Origin of the sequence: Mucilaginibacter sp. McL0603, from assembly GCF_049992945.1 — a bacterium.
GTDB lineage: Bacteria > Bacteroidota > Bacteroidia > Sphingobacteriales > Sphingobacteriaceae > Mucilaginibacter.
In genome coordinates, this window is record NZ_CP188251.1 from 4,157,387 (window position 1) to 4,181,990 (window position 24,604).

29 protein-coding genes are annotated in these 24,604 nt (G+C 39.4%); 9 read left to right on the forward strand and 20 right to left on the reverse strand.

Going from position 1 to position 24,604, the window contains the following annotated elements; translation table 11 throughout:
- Positions 1–13 precede the first annotated feature (13 nt).
- A complete protein-coding gene (locus tag ACPPVU_RS19025; RefSeq protein WP_426668225.1) occupies positions 14–631 on the forward strand; it encodes a DUF4468 domain-containing protein in 618 nt (205 codons plus the stop codon).
- Between the two features lie 12 nt (positions 632–643).
- Positions 644–1,501 carry a hydroxymethylglutaryl-CoA lyase gene (locus ACPPVU_RS19030; protein ID WP_426668226.1) on the forward strand — a complete coding sequence of 286 codons (858 nt, stop codon included), beginning with the start codon at positions 644–646 and terminating at the stop codon, positions 1,499–1,501.
- Here ACPPVU_RS19030 and ACPPVU_RS19035 read toward each other — a convergent pair whose 3' ends face one another.
- The 3 genes from ACPPVU_RS19035 to fbaA all read right to left on the reverse strand — a co-directional run bounded on the left by ACPPVU_RS19035 (position 1,502) and on the right by fbaA (position 3,557).
- The gene (locus tag ACPPVU_RS19035; RefSeq protein WP_426668227.1) at positions 1,502–1,927 is read right to left on the reverse strand and encodes a GNAT family N-acetyltransferase; all 426 of its coding nucleotides are present in this window, start codon (positions 1,925–1,927) and stop codon (positions 1,502–1,504) included.
- Positions 1,893–2,393 (reverse strand): low affinity iron permease family protein, encoded by a 501-nt coding sequence (locus ACPPVU_RS19040; RefSeq protein ID WP_426668228.1) that lies wholly within the window; start codon positions 2,391–2,393, stop codon positions 1,893–1,895. The genes ACPPVU_RS19035 and ACPPVU_RS19040 overlap by 35 nt, the downstream gene beginning before the upstream one ends.
- A gap of 84 nt (positions 2,394–2,477) precedes the next feature.
- Positions 2,478–3,557: a class II fructose-bisphosphate aldolase gene (fbaA, locus tag ACPPVU_RS19045; protein ID WP_426668229.1), complete on the reverse strand. Its 1,080-nt coding sequence runs from the start codon at positions 3,555–3,557 to the stop codon at positions 2,478–2,480.
- 274 nt (positions 3,558–3,831) lie between these two features.
- On the opposite strand from fbaA, the gene accD reads away from it, so the two are divergent.
- The gene (accD, locus tag ACPPVU_RS19050) at positions 3,832–4,677 is read left to right on the forward strand and encodes an acetyl-CoA carboxylase, carboxyltransferase subunit beta (RefSeq protein ID WP_426672207.1); all 846 of its coding nucleotides are present in this window, start codon (positions 3,832–3,834) and stop codon (positions 4,675–4,677) included.
- A gap of 170 nt (positions 4,678–4,847) precedes the next feature.
- Here accD and ACPPVU_RS19055 read toward each other — a convergent pair whose 3' ends face one another.
- The 5 genes from ACPPVU_RS19055 to glmM all read right to left on the reverse strand — a co-directional run bounded on the left by ACPPVU_RS19055 (position 4,848) and on the right by glmM (position 8,669).
- Positions 4,848–5,072 carry a hypothetical protein gene (locus tag ACPPVU_RS19055; RefSeq protein WP_426668230.1) on the reverse strand — a complete coding sequence of 75 codons (225 nt, stop codon included), beginning with the start codon at positions 5,070–5,072 and terminating at the stop codon, positions 4,848–4,850.
- A gap of 116 nt (positions 5,073–5,188) precedes the next feature.
- Positions 5,189–5,506: a hypothetical protein gene (locus ACPPVU_RS19060; RefSeq protein ID WP_426668232.1), complete on the reverse strand. Its 318-nt coding sequence runs from the start codon at positions 5,504–5,506 to the stop codon at positions 5,189–5,191.
- A gap of 107 nt (positions 5,507–5,613) precedes the next feature.
- On the reverse strand, positions 5,614–6,750 hold the full coding sequence (locus tag ACPPVU_RS19065; RefSeq protein WP_426668233.1) for a cysteine desulfurase family protein: 1,137 nt from the start codon (positions 6,748–6,750) through the stop codon (positions 5,614–5,616).
- Positions 6,751–6,801: 51 nt separating this feature from the next.
- A complete protein-coding gene (locus tag ACPPVU_RS19070) occupies positions 6,802–7,251 on the reverse strand; it encodes a four helix bundle protein (RefSeq protein WP_426668234.1) in 450 nt (149 codons plus the stop codon).
- Positions 7,252–7,277: 26 nt separating this feature from the next.
- The gene (gene glmM / locus ACPPVU_RS19075) at positions 7,278–8,669 is read right to left on the reverse strand and encodes a phosphoglucosamine mutase (RefSeq protein ID WP_426668235.1); all 1,392 of its coding nucleotides are present in this window, start codon (positions 8,667–8,669) and stop codon (positions 7,278–7,280) included.
- 118 nt (positions 8,670–8,787) lie between these two features.
- Between glmM and ACPPVU_RS19080 the strand changes: the two genes are divergently transcribed.
- Genes ACPPVU_RS19080 through ACPPVU_RS19090 form a run of 3 tightly spaced genes read left to right on the forward strand, consistent with a single transcriptional unit; the run spans position 8,788 to position 10,797 of the window.
- Entirely contained in the window at positions 8,788–9,525 is a 738-nt protein-coding gene (locus ACPPVU_RS19080; protein ID WP_426668237.1) for an SAM-dependent methyltransferase, read from the forward strand.
- Positions 9,518–10,081 (forward strand): phosphatase PAP2 family protein, encoded by a 564-nt coding sequence (locus ACPPVU_RS19085; protein ID WP_426668238.1) that lies wholly within the window; start codon positions 9,518–9,520, stop codon positions 10,079–10,081. The genes ACPPVU_RS19080 and ACPPVU_RS19085 overlap by 8 nt, the downstream gene beginning before the upstream one ends.
- Positions 10,081–10,797 carry a ZIP family metal transporter gene (locus ACPPVU_RS19090; RefSeq protein ID WP_426668239.1) on the forward strand — a complete coding sequence of 239 codons (717 nt, stop codon included), beginning with the start codon at positions 10,081–10,083 and terminating at the stop codon, positions 10,795–10,797. Before ACPPVU_RS19085 ends, ACPPVU_RS19090 begins: the two co-directional genes overlap by 1 nt.
- A 146-nt stretch (positions 10,798–10,943) precedes the next feature.
- Here ACPPVU_RS19090 and ACPPVU_RS19095 read toward each other — a convergent pair whose 3' ends face one another.
- The 9 genes from ACPPVU_RS19095 to ACPPVU_RS19135 form a co-directional block, all read right to left on the reverse strand.
- The gene (locus ACPPVU_RS19095) at positions 10,944–11,396 is read right to left on the reverse strand and encodes a MarR family winged helix-turn-helix transcriptional regulator (protein ID WP_426668240.1); all 453 of its coding nucleotides are present in this window, start codon (positions 11,394–11,396) and stop codon (positions 10,944–10,946) included.
- A 42-nt stretch (positions 11,397–11,438) separates the two neighbouring features.
- Positions 11,439–11,675 (reverse strand): DUF5522 domain-containing protein, encoded by a 237-nt coding sequence (locus ACPPVU_RS19100; RefSeq protein ID WP_426668241.1) that lies wholly within the window; start codon positions 11,673–11,675, stop codon positions 11,439–11,441.
- Positions 11,600–12,538 (reverse strand): MBL fold metallo-hydrolase, encoded by a 939-nt coding sequence (locus ACPPVU_RS19105; RefSeq protein WP_426668242.1) that lies wholly within the window; start codon positions 12,536–12,538, stop codon positions 11,600–11,602. Before ACPPVU_RS19105 ends, ACPPVU_RS19100 begins: the two co-directional genes overlap by 76 nt.
- Positions 12,535–13,131, reverse strand: a complete 597-nt coding sequence (coaE, locus tag ACPPVU_RS19110) for a dephospho-CoA kinase (protein WP_426668243.1) — start codon at positions 13,129–13,131, stop codon at positions 12,535–12,537. The genes ACPPVU_RS19105 and coaE overlap by 4 nt, the downstream gene beginning before the upstream one ends.
- Positions 13,132–14,079, reverse strand: coding sequence for a CdaR family protein (locus ACPPVU_RS19115; protein ID WP_426668245.1), 948 nt, complete (start codon positions 14,077–14,079; stop codon positions 13,132–13,134).
- Between the two features lie 115 nt (positions 14,080–14,194).
- A complete protein-coding gene (yajC, locus tag ACPPVU_RS19120; protein WP_426668247.1) occupies positions 14,195–14,530 on the reverse strand; it encodes a preprotein translocase subunit YajC in 336 nt (111 codons plus the stop codon).
- A gap of 13 nt (positions 14,531–14,543) precedes the next feature.
- Positions 14,544–14,972, reverse strand: coding sequence for a DUF1573 domain-containing protein (locus ACPPVU_RS19125; protein ID WP_426668248.1), 429 nt, complete (start codon positions 14,970–14,972; stop codon positions 14,544–14,546).
- A gap of 54 nt (positions 14,973–15,026) precedes the next feature.
- Entirely contained in the window at positions 15,027–15,977 is a 951-nt protein-coding gene (nusB, locus tag ACPPVU_RS19130) for a transcription antitermination factor NusB (protein ID WP_426668249.1), read from the reverse strand.
- Positions 15,978–16,021: 44 nt separating this feature from the next.
- Positions 16,022–17,107 carry a Glu/Leu/Phe/Val family dehydrogenase gene (locus ACPPVU_RS19135; RefSeq protein WP_426668251.1) on the reverse strand — a complete coding sequence of 362 codons (1,086 nt, stop codon included), beginning with the start codon at positions 17,105–17,107 and terminating at the stop codon, positions 16,022–16,024.
- 272 nt (positions 17,108–17,379) lie between these two features.
- Between ACPPVU_RS19135 and ACPPVU_RS19140 the strand changes: the two genes are divergently transcribed.
- Complete coding sequence (locus tag ACPPVU_RS19140) at positions 17,380–19,167, forward strand: ABC transporter ATP-binding protein (protein ID WP_426668253.1); 1,788 nt, start codon at positions 17,380–17,382, stop codon at positions 19,165–19,167.
- A gap of 128 nt (positions 19,168–19,295) precedes the next feature.
- Positions 19,296–19,625 (forward strand): DUF3276 family protein, encoded by a 330-nt coding sequence (locus ACPPVU_RS19145; RefSeq protein ID WP_426668254.1) that lies wholly within the window; start codon positions 19,296–19,298, stop codon positions 19,623–19,625.
- Positions 19,626–19,682: 57 nt separating this feature from the next.
- Here the strand turns inward: ACPPVU_RS19145 and mgtE are convergent, their stop codons facing one another.
- Positions 19,683–21,113 (reverse strand): magnesium transporter, encoded by a 1,431-nt coding sequence (gene mgtE, locus ACPPVU_RS19150; RefSeq protein ID WP_426668255.1) that lies wholly within the window; start codon positions 21,111–21,113, stop codon positions 19,683–19,685.
- A gap of 207 nt (positions 21,114–21,320) precedes the next feature.
- Here mgtE and ychF point away from each other — a divergent pair, with 207 nt between their 5' ends.
- Positions 21,321–22,424 carry a redox-regulated ATPase YchF gene (ychF, locus tag ACPPVU_RS19155; protein WP_426668257.1) on the forward strand — a complete coding sequence of 368 codons (1,104 nt, stop codon included), beginning with the start codon at positions 21,321–21,323 and terminating at the stop codon, positions 22,422–22,424.
- 73 nt (positions 22,425–22,497) lie between these two features.
- Here ychF and ACPPVU_RS19160 read toward each other — a convergent pair whose 3' ends face one another.
- Entirely contained in the window at positions 22,498–23,445 is a 948-nt protein-coding gene (locus ACPPVU_RS19160; protein ID WP_426668258.1) for an alpha/beta hydrolase fold domain-containing protein, read from the reverse strand.
- 99 nt (positions 23,446–23,544) lie between these two features.
- Complete coding sequence (locus tag ACPPVU_RS19165; RefSeq protein ID WP_426668260.1) at positions 23,545–24,540, reverse strand: aldo/keto reductase; 996 nt, start codon at positions 24,538–24,540, stop codon at positions 23,545–23,547.
- Between the last annotated feature and the right edge of the window lie 64 nt (positions 24,541–24,604).

The following is a 24,604-nucleotide window of genomic DNA, read 5'->3' on the forward strand; positions in this document are numbered from 1 at the left end:
AAATATGCCTGTTATGAAAATATTGTTTTTAAGCATCATTTTAGCTTTTATAACATTAACAACTTATGCCCAGGAGGGAACTGTTAAAATCTCCCAGGCTAATAGTGGGTCTGTAAAACCCCCGACCGATTCTGTTAAATTGCAAATTGACGGGAATAATGCCTACTATCAAAAAATTGTTAAGGTAGATAGCAGTATTAAAGTCAGCGAAATATTTTTACGCGCCCTGCAGTTTATGGCTGGAAAAAATTTCCAGCAAACCTATGGGTACCAGCAAGAAGGGAAATTGATATTTACAACCACCCAGGATCTGAATATCAATCCGGTTACTACGGGTACTGATCTGGATAATGTGGAGCAGTATAGTGTGCAGTTTGCTATCACTATTGATATGAAAAATGGCCGGTATCGTTATACCGTTCACAATGTCGTATTTTTCAGGCCGACAGATAGTGGTAACAGCAGGCTAACCTTATATGACATGCATCAAAAGGCTACCGGTGACACGAAATGGGTGGCAAAAGATGCCAGGAAAGTTATTACTTCTTTTGAGCGGTATCTAAGCACATTGACTGCCGAGCTGAATGAAGGAATTGAACATAAATCAGCCATATATCAACCTAAATTTTAACAATTGCTTCTGATGTCATCACCCATACAAATTACCGAATGCCCAAGGGACGCAATGCAGGGAATTACAGGTTTTATACCTACTGATGTAAAGGCTGCTTATATCAATTTACTGTTGCAGGTGGGATTTGATACGATTGATTTCGGGAGTTTTGTATCGGCAAAAGCAATACCGCAGATGCAGGATACAACAGCCGTTTTAGAAAAACTTGATCTTAGTAATTCTAAATCAAAGTTATTGGCGATTATTGCTAACTACCGGGGAGCTGAAGAAGCGGTTCAATATGAAAAGATCACTTACCTGGGATTTCCCTTTTCAATATCAGAAACCTTTCAGCACCGGAATGCTAATACCAGCATAGCTGAAGCTTTTGAAATTGTAAAGCGAATAAAAGCGCTGAGCGATAACAAAGAAAAAAAATTGCTGGTTTACCTGTCTATGGGTTTTGGCAATCCTTATGGCGATGAATGGCATAATGATATTGTATTACAATGGGCCAAAAAACTAATTGATGAGGGCGTTGAGTATATTTCGCTCGCGGATACCATCGGTATCGCGGCACCTGAACAGATAGAAAGTTTATTCTCGTCTTTATCAGGTAACTTTAGGGAAACAACCTGGGGCGTTCATTTGCATTCTACACCAGATACCTGGAAACCTAAAGTTGAAGCTGCTTATAAAAGTGGTTGTAAACGTTTTGATGCCGCATTGAAAGGATATGGCGGCTGCCCAATGGCCAAGGATGAGCTTACAGGCAATATCGCAACCGAAAACATTATCTCCTACCTGCAATCACAAAGAATTAACTTAGGGCTTAATATGGATAAATTGCAGGAAGCTATGGATTATTCAGGAAAAGTATTCGGGTAACTATCGTTTTATCATTTTATAGTGCCTGATCCCTGCTTCTTCAAACTCCGGTCCTGTTTTTTCGAAACCGAATCGTTCATATAAGGTTACTGCATCAACCTGGGCATGCAGATAAATATAATCTGCTTCAGGTGGGAGGTCGTTTAACACAGCCTGTACTAAAGCCTGCCCTACTCCATTCCCCCTAAATTTTTTTAATACGGCAAAACGTTCCAGCTTATACCCTTTATCCGTTTTGCGCCAGCGTGATGCTCCTGCGGGTACGCCATCAACCGTTGCTAAAAAGTGATTGGATTCTTCTTCGTGTTCCCATTCCAGTTCGGGCGGGCAATTTTGTTCGCCTACAAAAACTTCACGCCTTATGGCAAAAACGTTTTCAAGATCAGATGGGTCAGTTGCTCTTTTTACTAATACTTTTTCGGGCATTGTTGTAATGTGGTTTAGTTCTGTAAGATTCTAGTTTTAGTCGGTGGTTTTCTTCAGCTGCATCAATCGAATGTGTACAAGTCAGATCGTCCTCCTTCTCTGCAAGGTCAGATAATTGCACATAAAACTTATGTAAATGATCTAATTCCTCCTCAGTCAGGTCTTCAATATCAACCATGCGGTTACTGGCTCCCTGGTGAGAGGCCAGTATCTCATTTAGCTTCAAATGTATGGCTTTTGAATCTTTATTTTGAGTTTTCTGTATCAAAAAAACCATTAAAAAAGTAACAATGGTAGTACCGGTATTGATAACCAGTTGCCAGGTATCAGAGTATTTAAACAGCGGACCGGTTACTACCCAAACAATTATTACTACAATAGCAATAATAAATGCTGTTGAACTCCCCGTGGCATTTGTTGCCCAGTTAGCAAACTGTTCGAATAAATTTTTCTTATTCTTAGCCATAATAAATTGGTATAATTTAAAGGCTCAACAAAAAATGCCGGTACATAGTTTGTACCGGCATTTTTATTATGGAAAAAGAAAATTTTATAATTTGCTATTTACATCAATACAATTCAAATCTTCGAATGCGGATGTAAGGCGTTTAACGAAGTTTTCTTCCGCTTTACGCAACCATACGCGTGGATCGTAGTATTTTTTGTTAGGAGAATCCGCGCCTTCGGGATTACCTATTTGCGACTGCAGATAACCTTCTTTTGATTTGTAGAAATCTTTAATACCTTCCCAGAAAGCCCATTGCATATCGGTATCAATATTCATTTTGATGGCACCGTAAGAAATTGCCTCACGTATCTCTTCCTGTGTTGAACCTGATCCGCCATGGAATACAAAGTTGATCGGTTTCTCAGCAGTAAGGTTATATTGTTTCTTTAAGTATTCCTGCGAATTATGCAAGATAATAGGTTGTAACTTCACGTTACCTGGTTTATATACACCATGTACGTTACCAAAAGCAGCAGCAACAGTAAAACGGTGACTCACTTTTGAAAGTTCTTCATAAGAGTAGGCCACGTCCTCAGGTTGAGTATATAAACGATGGCTTTCTACTCCGCTATTATCTACACCATCTTCTTCACCGCCGGTTACACCTAATTCAATCTCAAGTGTCATACCCATTTTGGCCATGCGCGCCAGGTATTTAGCTGAAATTTCAATATTCTCATGTAAAGGCTCCTCTGAAAGATCCAGCATGTGTGAAGAGAATAAAGGCTTACCTGTTTCGGCAAAAAATTTCTCGCCATAATCAAGCAATCCGTCTATCCATGGTAATAATTTTTTTGCACAATGGTCTGTGTGCATAATGACAGCTACACCATAATGCTCAGCTAAAAGATGTACGTGCCTTGCAGCCGAAACAGCCCCTAAAATAGTAGCCTGCAGTTGCGCATTGTCCATTGATTTACCTGCATAAAATTGCGCACCGCCATGTGATAACTGGATAATAACTGGTGAATTCACTGCTTTGGCAGTTTCCATAACACCATTAATCGTATTGGTTCCTGTAACGTTTACAGCAGGTAAAGCAAACTGATGTTTTTTAGCGATCTCGAATAGCTCCTGCACCTGGTCACCGTGCAGAACACCCTTATAATTTTTTAAATCCATTAGTGTTTATTTGGGGCTCGAAGTTATAAATTAATGATTATGAATGATTAAAATTGTTGAAAAAGTTACAATTTTTGAAACGTTTGAAATTATTGGGGCATTGAAAGTCCAATTATTGAAAATTTGATACAAGAATTGCTTTATTTTAATTTTGGTATCAATAATTGCTGATTGTTGAAACATTTACAACTACTTTAAGCTTTACATCCATATAACGTTACTTGTATAATATTTTTCGTTTCTTTGCAATAAATTGGAAGATACAGATATCGAAATGACCTGGTTTAAACGAGAATCAAAAGGCATAATTACGACTACTGAGGAGAAGAAAGAAACTCCCGATGGCATATGGAATAAATGCCCGAATTGTAAAAAGCCGCTACACTACACAGAGCAAGTTGAGAACCAATACGTTTGTCACTATTGTGGATACCATATCCGTATTGGCTCAAAAGAATATTTCGCTATTCTTTTTGATGATAATGAGTTTATAGAACTGGATCCTAACTTACGCTCAGGTGACCCCCTGCACTTTGAGGACACCAAAAAATATACCGACAGACTAGCTGAAACCATTAATAAAACCGGTCTTAATGACGCCATCCGCGCAGGTGTAGGAAAAATTGATGGCCAGGATATTGTAATTGCCTGTATGGACTTCAACTTTATTGGCGGTTCGATGGGGTCAGTAGTAGGTGAAAAGATTGCCCGTTCTATTGATTATAGTATCGCCCATAAAATGCCGTTCCTGATGATATCCAAATCTGGCGGCGCAAGAATGATGGAAGCCGCGTTCTCATTAATGCAAATGGCTAAAACATCCGCTAAACTAGCCTTACTTGCTCAAGCTAAAATACCTTATATCTCCTTACTCACCGACCCAACTACGGGAGGTGTAACAGCATCATATGCAATGCTGGGCGATATCAATATTGCTGAGCCTGGTTCACTGATTGGTTTTGCCGGACCACGCGTTATTAAAGAAACGATCAAAAAGGATCTGCCAAAAGGTTTCCAAACTGCTGAATTTGTGCAGGAGCATGGTTTCCTCGACTTTATAGTTGACCGCAGAGAGATGAAAGAGAAGCTGGCAACATTTTTAAAGATGATGCAGAATTAAAAAAGATCATTATTTTAATCTATAGAAAAAGGCTTTGAGAAATCTCAAAGCCTTTTTCCTTTTTACACGCCAGTTAAGCGCACGTCAGCCTTTTTGCAAGCTGGCTTGAGCATTTCATTTATTGCTCTCTTATGTATCAGGCTATTTTCTCTCCTGATAACCTGATTTTTTTAGGTTCCTATACCTACTGTTCCTTCTAACGACCCTCCACCGGGTTCATTATTATAAGGAAGATCGGCAAGTTTCCCATCCTTATGCAATACGTTGAAGTGCTTTTTCTTGTTTGATTCTTTACTTTTTCCTATTGCATTTTTCTTTTTATCGGCAGATTGATTTTGTTCTCTCTGCTTGTTATTATCCTGTTCATCAGCAGGATCCAAATATTCACTCATCATTGCTTTATATTTTGAAAGCAAATCCTGCCTGGGGAATTTACTTGTTAAAATTCGATTAAATAACAAAGGCTATCTGATGATAACCTTTGTTATTCTTACGTTTAAGAAAATAATTATTAGATACCCTCGGTACCCGGTTCATGGCCGATCATACGACCAGTAGTTCTACCCAGTTTGCGGCTTTCAAAATCTGTTTTTGCCGGTCCCACTGAGGGGAACTCTTTTTTGTTAGGCGGAGTTACATCATTACGCTCTGTATACGAAGCATCAGCGCCCTCTCTTTGTGGGGCAGCCTCGCTTTCATGAGGGTAAAGTATCTCTTCTTTAGATGTTTGTTTTCCGGGGTTTTCCTTCGGCATGTTACCGCGCCCCGGGGTTTGTTGTTGATTATTTTTATTCTGCCTTTGGCTCGATTTATTTTTAGTGGTTAACATAGGTTTATCCTTTTGATGTTATAGTATAAACCCTTAGTATTGCCCTATTGTTTTTATTTTTTTCTCAAAAAGAAATAATTTAACCTTAAATCGCCTTATGCACTACGCTATGCGTAAGCCATGCACAATTCTTTTAATTTAGCTACGGTATAATCCACTTCTTCTTTAGTATTATATTTTGAGAATGAGAAACGTACTGACGGACGTGTCGAATCGCCACCAATAGCATTTAACACATGTGAACCGATATCCGTACCCGAACTGCATGCACTGCCGCCTGATGCTGATATTCCAGCGATGTCCAAATTAAACAGCAGCATATCCGCCATATCGCTGCAAGGGAATGATACATTTAACACCGTATATAAACTTGTATCAGGATTAGTTTCACCGTTAAAATCGATACCGGGGATATTTTGCTTCAACTGATCGATCATATAAGATTTAAGCGACTGGATATGCGTATGGTTTGGCTCCATGTTAGCATAAGCAATTTCAAGTGCTTTAGCCAGGCCAATAATACCGTATACATTTTCTGTTCCACCGCGCATATTACGTTCCTGCGCGCCGCCGTATATAAAAGGTTTTATTTTGATGCGATGATTGACATGTAAAAAGCCAACTCCTTTAGGTCCATGCAGCTTGTGCGCTGCACAAACCATAAAATGTGCCTTTAATTTACTCAGATCATGCTTGTAATGACCCATAGTCTGCACTGTATCGGCATGATAGATCGCGTTATAATGTTCACACAAATCACCAATACGTTCCATATCACTGATGGTACCCAATTCATTATTGGCATGCATTAAGGATACCAGGCTACGGTCATTATTCTTCAATAATTCTTCAAGATGATTATAGTCGACATTACCTTTATTATCGGTATCAACAAGGCTTAATTTGATGGTACCAGCCTTTTCCATCGCTTCAAGGGTATGAATTACAGCATGGTGTTCCAAACGGCTTGAGATAGCGTGTTTTACTCCATTATCCACTATGCCACAACGGATAGCGGTATTGTCTGCTTCAGTGCCCCCTGATGTGAAAAATATCTCGGCAGGTGAAGTATGTAACAGATTAGCAATTGTCTTGCGGGCTTTTTCAACCAGTGATCTTGCCTCGCGGCCATGCGCATGTATAGAAGATGGATTACCATAGTTGTTCTCCATCACCTTATACATTTCTTTCAAAACTTCGGGATCTATCGGTGTAGTTGCAGCATTATCAAAATAAACACGCATGGGTTAGTCAATTAGTGAGTTAGTGAATTATTGAATGAGTGAATAATGGAATTATTTATTAAATTTTGAATTGTTCTTTTCTGATATGGTTTTACGGGCTGACGATGTCACTTTTAGAATTTCGTTAGCTTCGTTCATTAAAACTACTATTTCCGATTGTTTAATTATGTCAGCTTCTATCAAAACTTCCATCCAAAAAAGGCTTTCATCTGCTTCTTCTACAACAATTGATATTTTAGAATGAAATTCTGCTTGCGAGCGCGTTCTGCAAGCAGCTCTATAATTAGCTCCTACAGATGATGATGATCTTAACAATTGCTTTCCGATAATCCTTGCCTCTTCAGTTTTCGGCAAAGATCTATATAGTTTGATATTATCAATAACAAACTTCTTTGTGCGACTTCTAAATTGTTCTGCAAATTCATTCTTTCCAAAGTTTTCCATAGCTAAATATAATAGTAATTTAGAAATCTCCTTCTCTCCACTCACTAATTCACTCAATCACTAATTCACTAATTATAATAACCCTATCCCTTTAAATTAAGAATTTCCTTTATATCTGTTATGATCTTTTTCGCCAAATTATCGGCTACCGTTTCTGAGTTTCCTTCGGAATAGATACGGATGATCGGCTCTGTATTTGAACGACGCAAATGTACCCATTCTTTGTCAAATTCTATTTTTAAGCCATCTATGGTTGAATGAGGCTGTTTTTTGTATTTCTGTTCAACTTTAAGCAATAGACTATCAATATCCATCTCAGGCGTTAGGGTGATCTTATTTTTTGAGATAAAATAACCCGGATAAGTGCTCCTTAAATTGGATACTGTTTTGCCATACTTTGCCAGGTGGGTTAAAAATAATGCGATACCTACCAAAGCATCACGGCCATAGTGTAATTCGGGATAAATTATTCCCCCATTACCCTCGCCACCTATTACGGCATTTATTTCCTTCATTTTATTTACCACGTTCACCTCACCTACAGCTGCAGCGTGATATTCGCCGCCAGCCTTTTCTGTTACATCGCGTAATGCGCGTGTTGATGAAAGATTGGATACTGTATTTCCTTTTTTGTTCTTCAATACATAATCGGCAACGGCAACTAAAGTATACTCCTCGCCAAACATGCTGCCGTCTTCATTAACAAATGCTAAACGGTCAACATCAGGATCAACAGCTATACCCAGATCTGCCCTAACTTTTACCACCTCGTGCGAAAGTTCGATCAGATTTTCTGGTAATGGCTCGGGATTATGAGGGAAATTACCATCAGGTTCACAATATAATTCATGAACAGTCTTCACCCCCAACGCTTTTAATAAAGCAGGAATAAAAATGCCGCCTGTAGAGTTGACGCAATCTATTACAATGTTAAAATTAGCCTTAGTTATTGCAGCAACATCCACCAGTGGCAAAGCTAGTACCTGATCTATGTGCTTTTGCAAATAGCTATTGTCAACAATCACTTTACCCAGATCATTTACATCGGCATATTTAAAATCACTGCTTTCAGCAATTTCAAGTACTTTTTTACCTTCAGCATCGCTTATAAATTCGCCGTTTTGATTGAGCAATTTCAACGCATTCCATTGCTTTGGATTATGGCTGGCTGTCAGTATAATACCACCGGCAGCTTGCTCTAACGGAACTGCAACTTCAACAGTCGGTGTTGTGGAAAGGCCCAGGTCGATCACATCAATACCTAATCCCTGCAAGGTGCCAATGACCAGGTTATTAACCATTACGCCCGATATACGTGCATCACGACCGACTACGATTTTTTTCTTACCGGATTGTTTTAAAGCCCAGCTACCAAAGGCAGAAGTGAATTTTACAATATCCAAAGGAGTTAATCCATCCCCTGTCGCACCGCCAATAGTGCCGCGTATACCCGAAATTGATTTTATTAAAGTCAATGTGTTGAATTATTAAAGCGCAAAATTAAAAATATTTGACCGATAAGCGGTATAAATCCTGATTGTTTAAAAACCCTGCTTTATTAATTGGCTATATTTGTGACTTTCAAAAAACACTATGACCAATGAATGGTTTTACGACTGGTTTAATTCTCCGTATTACCACTTGTTATACAATAAACGTGACAATGCCGAGGCCGAGTATTTCGTAAACAATTTATGTGAACATTTAAAGCCTCAGTCACAAGCCAAACTATTTGATATCGCTTGTGGCCGCGGCAGGTTTTCTGTTTATTTAAATAAACATGGGTATGATGTTACAGGCATAGACCTTTCTGTAGAGAATATCCGTTATGCCAGGCAATTTGAAAATGATACACTTCATTTTTTTGCTCACGATATGCGACAATTATCCTACTGCAATTATTTTGATATGGCCTTTAACCTGTTTACCAGTTTTGGTTATTTTAAAACAGACGAAGAGCATATCCGAACTTTAATAAACTTCAACAGGGCTTTGAAACCTGGCGGCCTATTGGTGATCGATTATTTTAACACCGGCAAGGTGCTTGATTGTCTTGTTCCTGAAGAAATAAAAACCATAAAAGGTGTTGATTTTCATATTCAGAAGGCTGTCAGCAACAATAAAATTGTTAAGGCGATAGTTTTTGAGGATAAGAACAAGAGTTATACTTTTAAGGAAATGGTAAGCGCTTTTACTTTGAATGATTTTAAGCGTTTTTTTGCACAAAGCGGTTTTGAAATAATCGCTAATTTTGGAAACTACAGCCTGGAGAAATTTGACAGCAATTATTCAGACCGTTTAATATTTATTTGCAAAAAGGCCAATGCTTGAACACCTGGTACAATTAGACCGGCATTTATTTCATTTTATTAACCACGATCTAACTAATCCGCTTTTTGATTGGTTAATGCCTTTGTTGCGCAATCCACTGTTTTGGATACCGTTTTATATTTTCATCCTGGCGTTTTGCTTATGGAAATATAAAAAAGTGGGAGCCATTATTATTGTACTACTGGCTCTTTCCGCAGGAGTTGCCGATTTCACCAGCGCAAGTATATTCAAATACAATGTGAAACGTCTGAGGCCCTGCCGCGATCCGATAGTTTCACAAACAGCAATTATCCGCATACCATGCGGAACTGGTTATAGCTTCCCTTCTACCCATGCTACTGACCATTTTGCTATGGCTGCATTTTTGAGTTTCGTGTTTTTCAGGAAGTGGCGCTGGATATGCCTCTGGGCTTTTTTATGGGCAGGCTCTATCTGTTTTGCACAAGTGTACGTTGGCGTACATTTCCCTATTGATGTCACCGTAGGAATGTTATATGGCATTCTTGTCGGGTGGCTGTTCTCGTTATTATTTAAAAAACTACAACCCAATTTTTAATGGCTCTCTGGAAAGTAATCGTATTGTTTTTAGGCGCGTTTACAGGCGGCATATCCGTATTTCTGTTTAAAGGCGATAATCACAAAAACTTAAAACTGGTATTATCATTTAGTGGTGCTTACCTGTTTGGCATCACTGTGCTGCACCTGATACCCGATGCCTATCATAGCAATGATAATTATGTAGGTGTTTTTATACTGATCGGTTTTTTATTCCAGATCGTGCTGGAACAATTTTCAGAAGGGATTGAGCATGGACACATGCACAAACCCAGTCATGAGCATGTAGCGTTTCCGTTTGGTATCCTAATCAGTTTGTGCATCCACGCGTTTTTAGAGGGTATGCCATTAGCAGAAGGCAATCAAAACCAGTTGGTATGGGGTATTGCGATACATCATATTCCTGCAGCATTTGCGTTAGCTACTGTATTACTTGCTAATCAACAAGGTAAAAACAAAACTGTGTTTTATATAGTACTTTTCGCTATTATGGCGCCGGCTGGTTATTTTTTCAGCAATGCTCTGAGCACCGGTGGTATTGGTAATTTACAGCAATACTTTAGCCGCATTATGGGTGTGGTGATCGGGATATTCCTGCACATATCTACTACCATACTGTTCGAATCAAGCTCAGATCATAAGTTTACTGTGCGGAAAATGGTAGCGGTATTGTTGGGGGTTGGAATTGCGTTAATAGCGTTTGTGAGTGAGTTGTAAATAACTCAAAAACTTGTCATGTTGAGCGATAGCGAAACATCTTCTTTGCTTTGCCTATTTGCTATGCATGACGAAGAAGATTCCTCGCTGCGCAATCGGAATGACAAGATTAAATAAATCCGAAATCGAAAATCCGAAATCCGAAATCAATTACCTCTTAGCCTGTCCAGCAGGTCACTTAGTTTTCCGGCTTCTTCTTCGGTGAGGTTATTTTGAAGAATCTCTTTTGCCTTGAACTCTACATCCATTTTTGACAAAATATCCAATCCTACATCGCTGATGTGTATATCTACAGCACGGCGATCTTTATTATTAGTACAGCGTGAAACCAGGCCTTTTTGCACCAGGCGGTCAACAATACGAGATGCATCCGACATTTTATCCAGCATACGTTCTTTTATTAAATTTACAGTAGCGGGATTGGGATATTGCCCCCTTAGTATCCGAAGCACATTAAATTGCTGACCGGTAAGGTTATGTTTTTCGAAATGGCAGCGTAAAGAATTATTTAACCAACCATAAGTATAGGTAAGATTAATAACTGCTTTATGAAAGTTATCGTCAAATTTGGTGCTTTGAATTTCTTCTTCAATCTTCATGACTAACCCTTGCTTAGTGCGTGCTTAATACAAAGATGCCGATTATTTCTTAATTTGTTTGTTATCCTTTGGTTTTCCGTAGTCCCAGGGGCAATGCAGGCATTTGTTTTTACAGCAAAAGCCCCGCTTTAAATGGTATTCCTTAGTAAACACAAAATTACCATCTTCATTGATGTAATAATCTATATTCTCTATCAGCATCTTTAATTTAACAGTTTCACAAAGATAGTGTTGCCGAAATGTTTTCTCAAATGGTTGCCATCGCCATGTAATGTCCATACCTGTTTTGGCTGTGTTTGTTCAACAGCCTGCAGAATGTCATTCCAGTCCGCATGATCAGAGATAAATAGGGTATCATTTTGGTTTACCTGCAGATTCTTCCAGCCTGAAGCAAACAGACGCTTCACCCCTGTCGCCCTTGAATAGCTGTCGAATGTAAAGGGTGGAACGATGTACACATACTCTTGCTGGTTCTTCATCAGCTTGCGACTGTATAACTGATATTTCCCAGGCGAGAAACCGAACTTTTCATAAACAGCATTTAATGGCATAATGCGGTGATGGATAAGCAATGTCTTCTGCGGGGCGTATTCTGTGATGAGATTAATTAAACGCTGGCTTTTACCCAATCCGTAAGCACCAAGCATGATATTACTTTTAATATCATTTAGTTTCTGTATCTCGGTTATGGGATCGGGATGCAGGATATCCGGGTTGGCAAATGTGCTTTCGGTTATCAGCACATCTGTTTTTACCCATTCCAATGGCTCACAGGTAGCGTCTGGCTGTAATTTATAATCACCAGTATAAAGGTACTTTACACCCTGGTATTCCATTAATATTTGTGCAGAACCTAAAATATGCCCGGCAGATATAAAGCTTATGTGTATTCCACCAATAGTGAAAGACTGATGATACGCTGCTATATTAAAAGCTTTGGCTGCATTTTTGCCATAACGCAGTTGCATAAACGCTGCGGTAGCTTCGGTGCAGTACACTTCGTTGTTTCCGGCTATCGCATGATCGGCATGGGCATGAGATATAACAGCAACTTTTACCGGCTGCTGCGGGTCGATATAAAAGTCGCCATATTTACAGTATAATCCGTTGGTATCGTAGTAGAGAAAATCTTCCAGTATCATTTATTGGCGAGGTCTAAAAACTGCCTGTGTAACTTCAGTACCTGTGGAATTACTAATTCCGTATCATCATTGCGGATCACATAATCAGCTAATTGGGCTTTCTTTTCTTCGGAAAACTGCCTGGCATTGCGGTTTTCTATTTCTTCGCGTGTCAAACCATTACGTGCCATTACCCGCTGTATACGCAATTCTAAAGGTGCGGTAACCATTATGCTATAGTCGCACATTTTATAGGAACTGCTTTCAAACAAAAGAGCCGCTTCCTTCATCACATAAGGCGCGTTTTTTATTGTTGCTGTCCATGCATCAAAAGCCCTGAAAACGGCAGGATGAACAATAGCATTTAATTTATTCAGCTGAATTTCATTATTAAAAACAATGTCTGCAATGTGCTTTCTATTTAATTCACCATCATTAAAATAGGCTTCGGTACCAAAAGCTGTCTTTAGTTCATCGATCAGGATCAGATCTTCCACCATTACCTTTTTGGCGGCATCGTCAGCATAAAAAACGGGTACTTGCAGTATTTCAAATATCTTACTTACAGTGGTTTTTCCACCTCCGATGTTTCCGGTTATACCTATTTTCAGCATCTATTTTCTAACTATAAAATCAATATTTTGCGGTTCGATCTTTACTATTTTGCAGTATGCAGGGATGCGGGTAAGCTTTACCGGCAAAGTTGTGTAATCACGATCACTCCAGAGGGTCAGATCAGCGGATGCCTCAAAAAGTTCCTCATCCATTTCTGCATACCTGTTCAATGATGTAATAAAAGTGACATTGACTTTCAGAGGAAATATCTTTACCTTATAATAGTTCTGGTTATTGATCAGTTTTACCGGTATGGATATCGTTTTCTCGGTAAACTCATCAACCGGTAGTACGAGCTGAATTGATTTTGGATAAATACTCACATTTCCTTCTTTAGCGGGCTGCATATTTACGCGTGTCCTGACAGTTTCATTAACGCTATCTAGTATCAGTGAATCCGTATTCCAGGCTCTTATATTATCAATAATGTTTGCAGGGCCACTTAACGTAACATAAGACGGTGTAATAACAACATTATTAGATTGCGAAAACTGGTGCTGGTAACTTATATCAGTCAGTAATTTTACCGGAATCCGTTTAACAGCCCTGTTAGAAAAATCAAAATAAAGTGTATCCGGGTTAAAGCCAACAATCTGTTCGTCAAATTCTTTTCTGTCGTTGATCTGTTTTAGCTGAGAACTCAGGACAACATAATCCTTATTCTCTAATGTTTGCAGATCAACCGTAATCGTATTATCCTCATTGTTCATCCTGGAAAACAGCATCTGCCATCCTGTGCCCTGCATGGTAGTATTGATCGTATCAGGCTGCAGCGAGTGGAAAGCTCGTTTTTCAGGAGCGTTTTTATAGGATAATTCCTTTTTTACAGTGAAGTTGTAAGTACCTGACAGTGTTGTAAAAACCCATGCAACTGCAGCTAATATCAGGCACGTAAAAAATGCCGATAAACGTCGCCGCTCTGTTGCCGATAATTTTACAAATGCCATTTTTGAGGTAAAAGCTAAAAGCTGAAAGCTAAAGGCATTTGCACTTTAAACTTTCAGCTTTATAATTTTATTTTTCATGCTTTCAGCTTTACGCTTTGAGCTATCCCTGTTTAAATCAGTCCTTTTTTACAACTGGGGGCGTATTTAATGCTTTTGAAGATTCTAATGAGATGGCTGATTTTTCAAAGCGAATTTTATGACCGCCTTCAGTTTCAACCAAAAAAGTAGTTTCTGCAACATCTATGATTTTACCGTGGATACCGGCTGTTGTGATTACTCTATCTCCTTTTTTTAGTTCCTCAACGTATTTTTTCTGATCTTTTTGTTTCTTAACCTGTGGGCGTATCATAAAAAAATAAAATACCACGACGATCAGCACCAGGGGAATAAAAGAGGTAAAACTGCCTAAACCGCCGGCGCCGCCAGCTTGTAATAAAATTGTTGCTATCATTTTCTATTTATAATTATTTTGTTGTCACTTCGCCAATTAAATGAACCAGGTTTTGTGCCGGGTTGGTATTAGCTGTTATTGTAATCTGCTTATCCTGTAAACCCATTTTTCCAACACTGTTAAAAGTTACCTTTATAGCTCCGCTTTCACCAGGTTTAATTGGGGTAGTGGGCCATTCGGGTTTAGTACAACCGCACGAAGCGATTGCATCCTTAATGATCAGAGGTGATTTGCCATTATTGGTAAATTTAAAATCATAGGTTACTTTATCACCTGTTTTGATCTTACCAAAATCATGTGTTTCCTTATCAAACTTCATTACCGGGGCATCAGTTGCTGACGCTGTGGTTGAAGCCGAACCATCTGCTGTTTGATTGTTAGAATTATTGCAGGCTACCAGCATGCTTAATGCCATGATACCTAAAAACAGTTTTTTGATCATTTGTAAATCCTCTTTTAATAATTATTCGCTGCTTATTATTAGTTCAAAGTTACACTATTCTTCAATTAAGCCGCGCCCAACTTTCTTTATTGTGTTATCGGCTTTTAATTCGTATAAAATTTTGTCCAAAATACCATTTATAAATGAATTGCTTTTAGGCGTGCTAAACTCCTTTGATATTTCAAGGTATTCATTTATAGTCACTTTAACCGGGATCGATGTAAAATTAACAAATTCTACAATGGCCATTTTCATTAGTAAAGTGTCCATCATAGCGATACGTTCAGGTTCCCAGTTTTGCGTTTTTTTGCCAATCATTTCCTGGTATTCCTGGTCATGACGCACGCTTTGCTGAAACAGGTTAACAATAAACTCCCTGTCTTCAACCCAATTGCCTGTAACTTCCGCCAGTTTATTCAGCTTAGGATCGTCATTAGAAAAATTCTTGAATGTTTTTGCTATCAGTGCCTGCAATACATCTTTATCAACGGGCCAGAAGATAAACTTATCCTCAAAAACCTGCTCAGCAAGCATCGACTTCAGAATTACCTTTTTGAAAATGAATTTAATGATATCCTTATCAGTCTGGATAGTATCACCTGTTTTTTGAAGATACTCGGCATATTCAGGTGAATTTTTAAGAATGGTAAATAATGATTTGGCCAGTTCAGGTTCAAAAGTCCAGGATACTTTATACTTTTTTATTGCACCCAGGTACTCCTGGTTCTGGCTTAATGAGGTGATAAACCTGTTTTCGAGAATTTTGAGTTGGGGGACCAGGTCCTCCGCAGTAGGCAGGTGCTTGTTTTTACGCTCTTCTGCATCATTTTCTGCATAACTTACCACCTCCGAAATTAAGGAAAGCATCCAGATATACATTTCGTATACCATATCAACACTTTGAAGCAAGTTCTTTTCGTGCTGTTTTATCTCCTTATTGTCCGACTGATGATAGGCGTATAGCGCCTGTAATACTTTTACTCTTAGATGTCTTCTGTTTAGCATGATATAAAGAACGATTTAGGATTTTACCCTGGTAATTAATTATTTTAATAGGTTGATTTTACTTTTTTAATATCTAATATACGTTTTTCTGCAATTTTATCGGCCGCTTCAATGGTCGAGATATTCTCGGCTTTTGATAATTTCAACACATTGCGTGTGGCTTCATAAATATTCTCAGTAAGCTGCAAGGTACGCTTTTTACTAAAGCCCATCAATTCTGAATAACAGTTGATCACACCGCCGGCATTGATCACATAATCGGGGGCAAATAATATTCCTTTTTCGACCAGCATTTTCCCATGTATGGATTCATCCTCCAACTGGTTATTTGCCGAACCTGCTATTATTGAATACTTAAGCTTGCTTATTGTTTGCGTATTAATGGTTGCGCCCAGCGCACATGGTGAATAAATATCGGCTTCCAGATCAAAAATTGTATTATTAGACACCGCTTTGGCACCATACTTTTTTGCTACCTGGCCTGTGCGTTCTTCATTAATGTCGCTCACATATACCATAGTATTTTCATCGCGAAGCAAACGCACCAGGTTTTCACCAACATGGCCTATACCCTGCACCACAACAGAACGGCCTGCTAAATTATCGTTGCCATAAAGTTCTTTTACCGCAGCCTTGATACCCATAAAAACCCCCAACGCTGTAATAGGAGACGGATCGCCACTGCCGCCGATACTTTCGGGGACACCCATTACATGCTGTGTTTCCATGCGGATATATTCCATATCCCTTGGGTTTGTGCCCACATCTTCGGCTGTTATAAATTCGCCATTAAGATTTTTTATAAAGCGACCGAATTTACGCAGCAGTGCCTCTGTTTTGTCTTTGCGTGAATCGCCAATAATAACCGCTTTACCGCCACCAAGGTTAAGACCAGCAACGGCAGCTTTATAGGTCATGCTTTTTGATAATCGCAGTACATCATTTAAGGCGTCAGCTTCGTTTTTATAGGCCCACATGCGTGTTCCGCCTAAAGCAGGACCCAGTGTGGTATCATGAATAGCAATTATAGCCTTTAAGCCAGTATCCGGATCGCTGCAAAATACGATCTTTTGATGACCGTAAGCATTCATTTGGCCAAAGATTGATTCGCTACTATTTTGATCTGACATTCCCGGTAGTGTAATTGTGTAGGGTAACCTGACAAAAGTATGGGTTTTTTTTGTTGTGACAAACTAATTTAATTAGCGAATTAGCGAATGAGTGAATTACTGAATTATTGAGTGTTTAAGAATCATAGTCCATGACCAATAATAACGCTAATTTGATTATATCTTAGTCCGGAAGTTGGTAATACCGAAAGTTAGCAATACATCTAATTACTTCTTCCTGACTTGCCGACTTTCTGACTTACGGACTAATACACTACCTTTGTTAAAGAACCATGAAGAGTCTTTCTTATTTAAATAAATTCCTCTATAAATACCGGTGGCGGCTTATACCGGGTATTTTGTTTGTTATTATTTCAAATATCTTCGGGGTATTTCCAGCCCAAATTATCCGTATCGCAGTTGATCTGGTAGCTGAAAATATTTCCTTATACCATTTATTCGCTGGTTTCGATAGGCAAGCTGTTATTTATGACATATTTGGCTCCAGCATGATGCTTTTTGGCGGAATAGTATTTGCATTGGCGCTTTTGAGGGGGCTGTTTCTTTTCCTGATGCGGCAAACCCTCATTCTGATGTCCCGGCATATTGAATATGATCTTAAAAATGAGATCTATAACCATTATCAATTATTATCCTTAGCCTTTTATCGTCGTCATAATACAGGCGACCTCATGAACAGGGTAACAGAAGATGTGAGCCGGGTGCGCATGTACCTGGGTCCGGGTATCATGTATACTATTAATACGATTACGCTTTTTATCATCGCGATCTGCTTTATGCTTACAGTAAATATAAGGCTAACTATATTTACCATTCTGCCTCTGCCGGTGTTAGCAATGACAATTTATTATGTAAACAACATTATCAATTTCCGCAGCGAGAAAATACAACAGCGTTTATCAGTATTGTCCAGCTTTGTACAGGAAAATTTCTCTGGTATCAGGGTTATTAAATCTTATGTAAGAGAGGAATCTGTCCGTCAGAGTTTTTCGATTGAAAGCGAAACCTATAAAACGCATTCCATGGCCCTGGTTAAGGTACAAGCCCTGTTTTTCCCGACGATGCTTTTATTGGTAGGCTTAAGTAATGTGATCATTATGTATATAGGCGGTGTGGAAGTGATGAAGGGAACTATAACACCAGGTAATATTGCTGAGTTTATTGTATATCTTAATATGCTTACATTCCCGGTAATGTCTTTGGGATGGGTAACATCGCTGGTGCAAAGAGCAGCGGCATCGCAAAAAAGGATCAATGAGTTTTTGGATGAGCAGCCTGAGATCGTTTCGCCGAACGTTGCTGTAGAGACAATCAAAGGCAGGATCAGCTTTAATAATGTATCTTTCTTTTATCCCGATACCGGCATACAGGCTTTAAAAAATGTATCCTTTGTTGCAGAACCGGGACAGATGATCGCTATTATTGGCCGTACAGGATCAGGAAAATCAACCATTGCTAATTTGATCATGCGGATGTATGATACTACCGGCGGAGAAATACTAATCGATAATCAGCCGGTACAACAGTTAAATCTTGAAGGTTACCGTTCGCAAGTGGGTTTTGTGCCACAGGAAGTTTTCTTGTTTTCTGACACCATTGCCAATAATATTGCTTTCAGCGCTGATGTACTTAATATGCCGATTATTGAACAGGCCGCCAAGGATGCCGCAGTGTATCATAATATTATTGAGTTAGAACAAGGCTTTCAGACATTAATAGGCGAACGCGGCGTTACGCTATCTGGTGGACAAAAACAGCGTGTTTCTATTGCAAGGGCGATAGTAAAACACCCTCAGATATTAATTTTTGATGATTGCCTCTCTGCCGTGGATACCCGCACGGAAGAAGCAATATTGAATAACCTGGGCAGTATTATGCAGGATAAGACCAGTATTATTATCGCCCATCGGATATCAACCATAAAAAATGCCGATAAGATATTAGTAATGGACCGCGGCGAAATAGTTGAACAAGGCACGCATGACGAATTGATGCAACAAAAGAAGGTATATTTTGAGTTGTATGAAAAACAACTGCTGGAAGAAGAGGAAAACGTCTAAAAAATCGACCCATAACCAAAAAATATACGCTATTGTTTGAAAAACATTCAACAATATTGTTTTTAATACTTGTACTTTGAAAATTTATTTATATTTATGCCGATCAAAAACTAATTACAATTTTTTATATGGGTGATTTTGAAAACAGAGAGCGTGAAGAGGTTTTCTCAAAGAAGGTTAGGGCCGGCAAGAGAACTTATTTTTTCGATGTAAAAGCAACACGGTCCAACGACTACTACATTACAATTACTGAAAGTAAAAAGAGATTGGAGGACGGCGTTTTTATTAAACATAAGATCTTTTTGTACAAAGAGGACTTTGAAAAATTTGCCGAAGGCCTGAAAGACACTGTAGAATACATCAAAGCCAACCAGGAAGTTGTAGAAAAACGCTATGAGATGAGCGAATCACCCGAAATCGCAAAAGCAGCTGATGATGATTTCTCTTTCGAAATTTAAGACTAACTAAACTATACATCTGAAGCTCCCGATATGTCGGGGGCTTTTTTGTTTTTTCTAATGTGCAACGTTGTACAGTAACGTATGTGCCGGTACTAAAGCATGAGGAGGTGCCGGAGGGTGTAATATGTTATGCATAACCAATGATGCAATAGTGAAATAGATTATAAGCCCGGTTACATCAACTAGTGTAGCAACAAAAGGCGCTGAGGATGTTGCCGGATCGGCACCTAATCTTTTCAATACCAACGGCAGCATCGAGCCTGCTAATGACCCCCAAAGCACTACCCCTATCAATGCTAAGCCAACTGTAAATGCGATTAGCAGCCAATGAGGTCCGTAAATCGTACTAAACGAACTCCATATAGTTATTCGAAAAAAACCTATTATACCTAAGATAACTCCAAGCATCAATCCTGAAATAAGTTCACGACGCATTACCCTCCACCAATCGGCAACTGTTACTTCACCCAAAGCCATAGCCTGGATAATTAATGTTGACGCCTGGGAACCACTGTTGCCTCCGCTTGATATAATAAGCGGTAAAAAGAAAGCCAGGGCAACCACCACTCCTATCTCATCTCCAAAATAGCCCATAGCTGTAGCAGTCAGCATTTCGCCCAAAAACAAAACAATGAGCCAACCAACCCTTTTTTTAACCAGTTTAAACAAGTTGATATCAAGATATGGCTCGTCAAGCGCTTCCGTACCACCAATCTTCTGTATGTCCTCAGTGTATTCTTCGTTGGCTATCCAAAGGATATCGTCAACAGTTACTATACCCAATAAAATATTTCCATCATCAACAACCGGCAAAGCAACCCGGTTATTCATCCTGAAAACATTGATAGCCTCCTCTTGCGGATCATTTACGTTTAGTGAGATCAATCGATTGTCCATCAGGCTGCTTACCTTGGTTTCAGGCTCAGCAAGCAATATTTCGCGTATCCTGATATCATCCAGCAAAGCCCCGTTACTGTCAATCACATAAACAACATCGATGGTTTCGGAATCCTTGCCATATTTACGAATATGTGTTAATACGCGATCTACATTCCATATCTTTTTTATAACAATGTAATCAGGTGTCATCAGGCGCCCGACACTGTCTTCTTTATAGCCTAATAGTTTTAAAGCCTCCTTGCGGTCATCAACAGGTAAATGCTGTATCAATACTTTTACGGTATCGCTATGCATCTCGCCAAATAGAGCGGTACGATCATCAGGGGGAAGCTCGTTGATGAGTTCAGCTATTTTGGGCCCTGAAAGTTTTTTCAGAATGCGCTCCTGTACGGGGAAATCAAGTATACGGAATACATTAACCGCGCGGTTGATCGACAATATTTCTATAAACCGGGGGCCATAATCCGGAAGTTCACCTATCAGTATCTCTACGTCTGATATATTAAGGTTGTTTAAGTATTCACGGAGTTGATGTTCGTCATTTTGCTCCAGCAATAGTTCTATTTGTTCAACCATTTCTTCCATAAAAAGGCCCTCTTTTTTTTACATTGGTGACTAATAATTTTTTGGGTAACGCTGGGCAAAAGTCGTTTATTTTTTCAAATTCTCAGGCAGAATTTTTCTGTTATCTTTGCGGCAAAAAAAAGACCCGGGAGGCAAGATTCAAGAGCCAGGATTTAAAAAATCTCACTCTGTCTTGATTCCTGGTTCTTGAATCTTGATTCTAAAAATATGGGTTTACAATGCGGGATAGTAGGTTTGCCAAATGTGGGTAAATCAACACTTTTTAATTGCTTATCAAATGCTAAAGCACAGGCGGCTAATTTTCCGTTCTGTACTATTGAGCCGAATGTAGGCGTAATTACAGTACCTGATGAGCGCTTAAATAAGCTTGTTGAAATAGTTGAGCCGAAGAATACGGTGCCTAATACCATTGAAATAGTGGATATAGCCGGACTTGTAAAAGGCGCCAGCAAAGGCGAAGGCTTAGGTAATCAGTTTTTAGCTAACATACGTTCCACTAATGCCATTATTCACGTATTGCGATGCTTTGATAATGATAACGTGATCCATGTGGATGGTTCTGTAGACCCGATACGTGATAAAGAGATCATCGATACTGAATTACAGTTGAAAGATCTTGATTCGATTGAGAAAAAGATCAGCAAGATCGAAAAAATGGCTAAAACAGGTGGTGACAAAGAAGCCAAGAAGGCTTTTGATGTATTGACTATCTATAAAAATCATTTGCTGGAAGGTAAATCTGCGCGTACCGCGCCTGTTGCTGAAGAAGACCAGGAATACATAGCTGATATATGGCTGCTGACCGCTAAACCGGTAATGTACGTTTGTAATGTGGATGAAGCATCGGTAAATACCGGGAATGCTTATGTTGAAAAGGTTAAGGCTGCTGTAAAAGCGGAAAACGCTGAAGTACTGATCATTTCGGCACAGATCGAATCTGAAATTTCACAGCTGGAAACTTATGAGGAAAGACAGATGTTCCTGGATGATTTGGGATTAACTGAATCAGGTGTAAACAAACTGATCAAAGCCGCATATAAACTACTTAACCTGGCTACTTACTTTACAGCCGGTGTGCAGGAAGTGCGCGCCTGGACTATCACTAAAGGCTTTACTGCACCACAAGCTGCAGGTGTGATCCATACCGATTTTGAAAAAGGGTTTATCCGTGCCGAGGTAATTAAATATGAGGACTTTGTGAAATTTAACGGCTCAGACGCTGCCATTAAAGAGGCAGGTAAATTAGCCATTGAGGGCAAAACCTATGTGGTACAGGACGGTGACATCATGCATTTCAGGTTTAATGTATAATTAGACTCTATATTTTTTTCGACCGCATAGCAGATACGAAAAGAGGCGTCGGTTCACGATAACAGATATCTTTCTAAACGACACAACGGGCCGTTTGCACTTTGTTCAGGCGTGCAAGCCATTGTGCTGCTTCAGAATGAGCGTCACGTGCTGTATCCAGGATAGCATCCATCTGCCAAAAATGATGAGCGACACCTTTAAAATTTTTGAAATGTACAGGAATACCTTGTCTTTGTAACCGTTCAGCATAAAGTTCCGCCTCATCTCTTAACGGATCAAATTCGGCTGTGTATAGAAGCGTTGGAGGTACATGCCTTACATACCCTGTCAATAATGGCGATGCCAGCTCGTTATAAGCTTCTCCCATGTCGCCCAGATACATTTTCCAGGAACGCTGCATAAGTTCTTTCGAAATAAAATATCCTTCTCCATATTTGTTGTAGGATGACGTATCAAATCTATAGTGCAGCGCCGGGCATATTAATAACTGACCGAATAGCCTGATATCCCTTTCCTTTTCTGCTAAGTGGATCAAACCCGCGGCAATATTGCCTCCGGAATTATCTCCGCCTACAACTATTTTACTGCTATCTATACCGAAGTGTGCTCCCCGTTCCTTAATCCAATCTAATACTGCAAGGCCCTGGTATAAAGGTGTCGGAAAGTTCCACTCTGGCGCAAGTGCATAGTCAACAGAGACAACTGTGTAATGGCTATTTTCTGCAAGCATTGCACATATAGATTCGCAATGCAGCACATCGCCGCTGATCCAGTTACCACCGTGAAAATAAACCAAAACCGGGCTTAATCCGGCTTTACCAGAATAATATATCCTCAGGTTAAAAGGCGGAATGCCTTCAGGGGTGAGTGTAATCTTTTTTGCTTTAACAATGCCGTCATTCGAATAGGTAGCTATACGGGTAAAATCATTCATCAGCGACCTGTAGGCAAATACATTCAAAGCCGGTTCGGGTTTTGGATTAAATTTAGTATCAAGCAGTTTAGTAATTATAGGGTGCATATTTATGTGCTAACGGAGAAACAACGAGATACAGGCAATCATGCTAGTATCCCGTTGTATTGATTTACATTAAAGATTGGGGTATCAGATGCAAGAGATTCAACTTACCAATTCTAAGTTTTCGAGATACCCTGAAATAATTTGTATCTCCTCCTTACTAAGTTTACTATCTACAGTTTTAGCATTTTCGATGGCTTGTTCGCTATTACGCGCGCCAACCAAAGTGATAGTGATGCCTGGCTGCTCAAGTGTCCATAGTAATACGAGTTGACCAAGTGTTATGTTCTTTTCAGCTGCAATCGGCTTTAATAGCTCGAGGATATCATTTGTTCTTTTTAAATTTTCTTCCTGAAAAAATGAAACTTCTTTGCGATGGTCGCCAGGAGCAAAAACATGGCCTGGTTTTATTTTACCGGTCAGAAGTCCCCGCTCTAATGGGCTGTAGGCCAAAATTGATTTTTTATGTTCAAGGCAATAAGGCACTAATTCTTCCTCAATAGACCGTTTAACCATGCTGTAGGGTACCTGGTCAGATGCAAGATCAATATACTTTGCAGCTTCGGCCATTTGAGCCGCATTATAGTTGCATACTCCGGCATAGCGTACTTTTCCCTGTTCTATCAGCCTGACAACGGCCTCCATACTTTCTTCGATCGGTGTTGTTGAATCTGGCCAGTGTATCTGGTACAGATCTATATAATCAGTACCCAGTCGTTTCAAGCTGTCTTCACATTCCTTAATAATACTTTCTTTTCCGGCGTACTTATAGATATCGATATCGTCACCATTATTCATCTTGCTTTTGAATGCAAAATCACCTTTTTTCAGGTCCCAACGCATACCGTATTTTGTCAGTATCTGAACACTGTGACGGGATATCCCCCGGATTGCTTCTCCTACAATTTCCTCACTTGTCCCTTGTCCATAAATCGGCGCTGTATCAATGGAAGTTACCCCCAGTGAATAAGAAACACGTATCGCATCGATCGCATCCTTACGCTCAGTTCCACCCCACATCCATCCGCCTGCTGCCCACGCTCCAAAGGTTATTTCTGATAGTGTAAGGTCGGTGTTTTCTAATTTGCGGTATTTCATAATATTTTATTTTAATTATAATTTTTTTATTGCGTCCTATATTAAAATGGTTGCTTTTTACGTT

What these genes read in the sequence shown, in the direction of transcription:
- ACPPVU_RS19025 (WP_426668225.1), top strand. Translation starts at nt 14, where the DNA reads ATGAAAATATTGTTTTTAAGCATCATTTTAGCTTTTATAACATTAACA.
- ACPPVU_RS19030 (WP_426668226.1), top strand. Translation starts at nt 644, where the DNA reads ATGTCATCACCCATACAAATTACCGAATGCCCAAGGGACGCAATGCAG.
- ACPPVU_RS19035 (WP_426668227.1), bottom strand. Translation starts at nt 1,927, where the DNA reads ATGCCCGAAAAAGTATTAGTAAAAAGAGCAACTGACCCATCTGATCTT.
- ACPPVU_RS19040 (WP_426668228.1), bottom strand. Translation starts at nt 2,393, where the DNA reads ATGGCTAAGAATAAGAAAAATTTATTCGAACAGTTTGCTAACTGGGCA.
- fbaA (WP_426668229.1), bottom strand. Translation starts at nt 3,557, where the DNA reads ATGGATTTAAAAAATTATAAGGGTGTTCTGCACGGTGACCAGGTGCAG.
- accD (WP_426672207.1), top strand. Translation starts at nt 3,832, where the DNA reads ATGACCTGGTTTAAACGAGAATCAAAAGGCATAATTACGACTACTGAG.
- ACPPVU_RS19055 (WP_426668230.1), bottom strand. Translation starts at nt 5,072, where the DNA reads ATGATGAGTGAATATTTGGATCCTGCTGATGAACAGGATAATAACAAG.
- ACPPVU_RS19060 (WP_426668232.1), bottom strand. Translation starts at nt 5,506, where the DNA reads ATGTTAACCACTAAAAATAAATCGAGCCAAAGGCAGAATAAAAATAAT.
- ACPPVU_RS19065 (WP_426668233.1), bottom strand. Translation starts at nt 6,750, where the DNA reads ATGCGTGTTTATTTTGATAATGCTGCAACTACACCGATAGATCCCGAA.
- ACPPVU_RS19080 (WP_426668237.1), top strand. Translation starts at nt 8,788, where the DNA reads ATGACCAATGAATGGTTTTACGACTGGTTTAATTCTCCGTATTACCAC.
- ACPPVU_RS19085 (WP_426668238.1), top strand. Translation starts at nt 9,518, where the DNA reads ATGCTTGAACACCTGGTACAATTAGACCGGCATTTATTTCATTTTATT.
- ACPPVU_RS19090 (WP_426668239.1), top strand. Translation starts at nt 10,081, where the DNA reads ATGGCTCTCTGGAAAGTAATCGTATTGTTTTTAGGCGCGTTTACAGGC.
- ACPPVU_RS19095 (WP_426668240.1), bottom strand. Translation starts at nt 11,396, where the DNA reads ATGAAGATTGAAGAAGAAATTCAAAGCACCAAATTTGACGATAACTTT.
- ACPPVU_RS19100 (WP_426668241.1), bottom strand. Translation starts at nt 11,675, where the DNA reads ATGGACATTACATGGCGATGGCAACCATTTGAGAAAACATTTCGGCAA.
- ACPPVU_RS19105 (WP_426668242.1), bottom strand. Translation starts at nt 12,538, where the DNA reads ATGATACTGGAAGATTTTCTCTACTACGATACCAACGGATTATACTGT.
- coaE (WP_426668243.1), bottom strand. Translation starts at nt 13,131, where the DNA reads ATGCTGAAAATAGGTATAACCGGAAACATCGGAGGTGGAAAAACCACT.
- ACPPVU_RS19115 (WP_426668245.1), bottom strand. Translation starts at nt 14,079, where the DNA reads ATGGCATTTGTAAAATTATCGGCAACAGAGCGGCGACGTTTATCGGCA.
- yajC (WP_426668247.1), bottom strand. Translation starts at nt 14,530, where the DNA reads ATGATAGCAACAATTTTATTACAAGCTGGCGGCGCCGGCGGTTTAGGC.
- ACPPVU_RS19125 (WP_426668248.1), bottom strand. Translation starts at nt 14,972, where the DNA reads ATGATCAAAAAACTGTTTTTAGGTATCATGGCATTAAGCATGCTGGTA.
- nusB (WP_426668249.1), bottom strand. Translation starts at nt 15,977, where the DNA reads ATGCTAAACAGAAGACATCTAAGAGTAAAAGTATTACAGGCGCTATAC.
- ACPPVU_RS19135 (WP_426668251.1), bottom strand. Translation starts at nt 17,107, where the DNA reads ATGTCAGATCAAAATAGTAGCGAATCAATCTTTGGCCAAATGAATGCT.
- ACPPVU_RS19140 (WP_426668253.1), top strand. Translation starts at nt 17,380, where the DNA reads ATGAAGAGTCTTTCTTATTTAAATAAATTCCTCTATAAATACCGGTGG.
- ACPPVU_RS19145 (WP_426668254.1), top strand. Translation starts at nt 19,296, where the DNA reads ATGGGTGATTTTGAAAACAGAGAGCGTGAAGAGGTTTTCTCAAAGAAG.
- mgtE (WP_426668255.1), bottom strand. Translation starts at nt 21,113, where the DNA reads ATGGAAGAAATGGTTGAACAAATAGAACTATTGCTGGAGCAAAATGAC.
- ychF (WP_426668257.1), top strand. Translation starts at nt 21,321, where the DNA reads ATGGGTTTACAATGCGGGATAGTAGGTTTGCCAAATGTGGGTAAATCA.
- ACPPVU_RS19160 (WP_426668258.1), bottom strand. Translation starts at nt 23,445, where the DNA reads ATGCACCCTATAATTACTAAACTGCTTGATACTAAATTTAATCCAAAA.
- ACPPVU_RS19165 (WP_426668260.1), bottom strand. Translation starts at nt 24,540, where the DNA reads ATGAAATACCGCAAATTAGAAAACACCGACCTTACACTATCAGAAATA.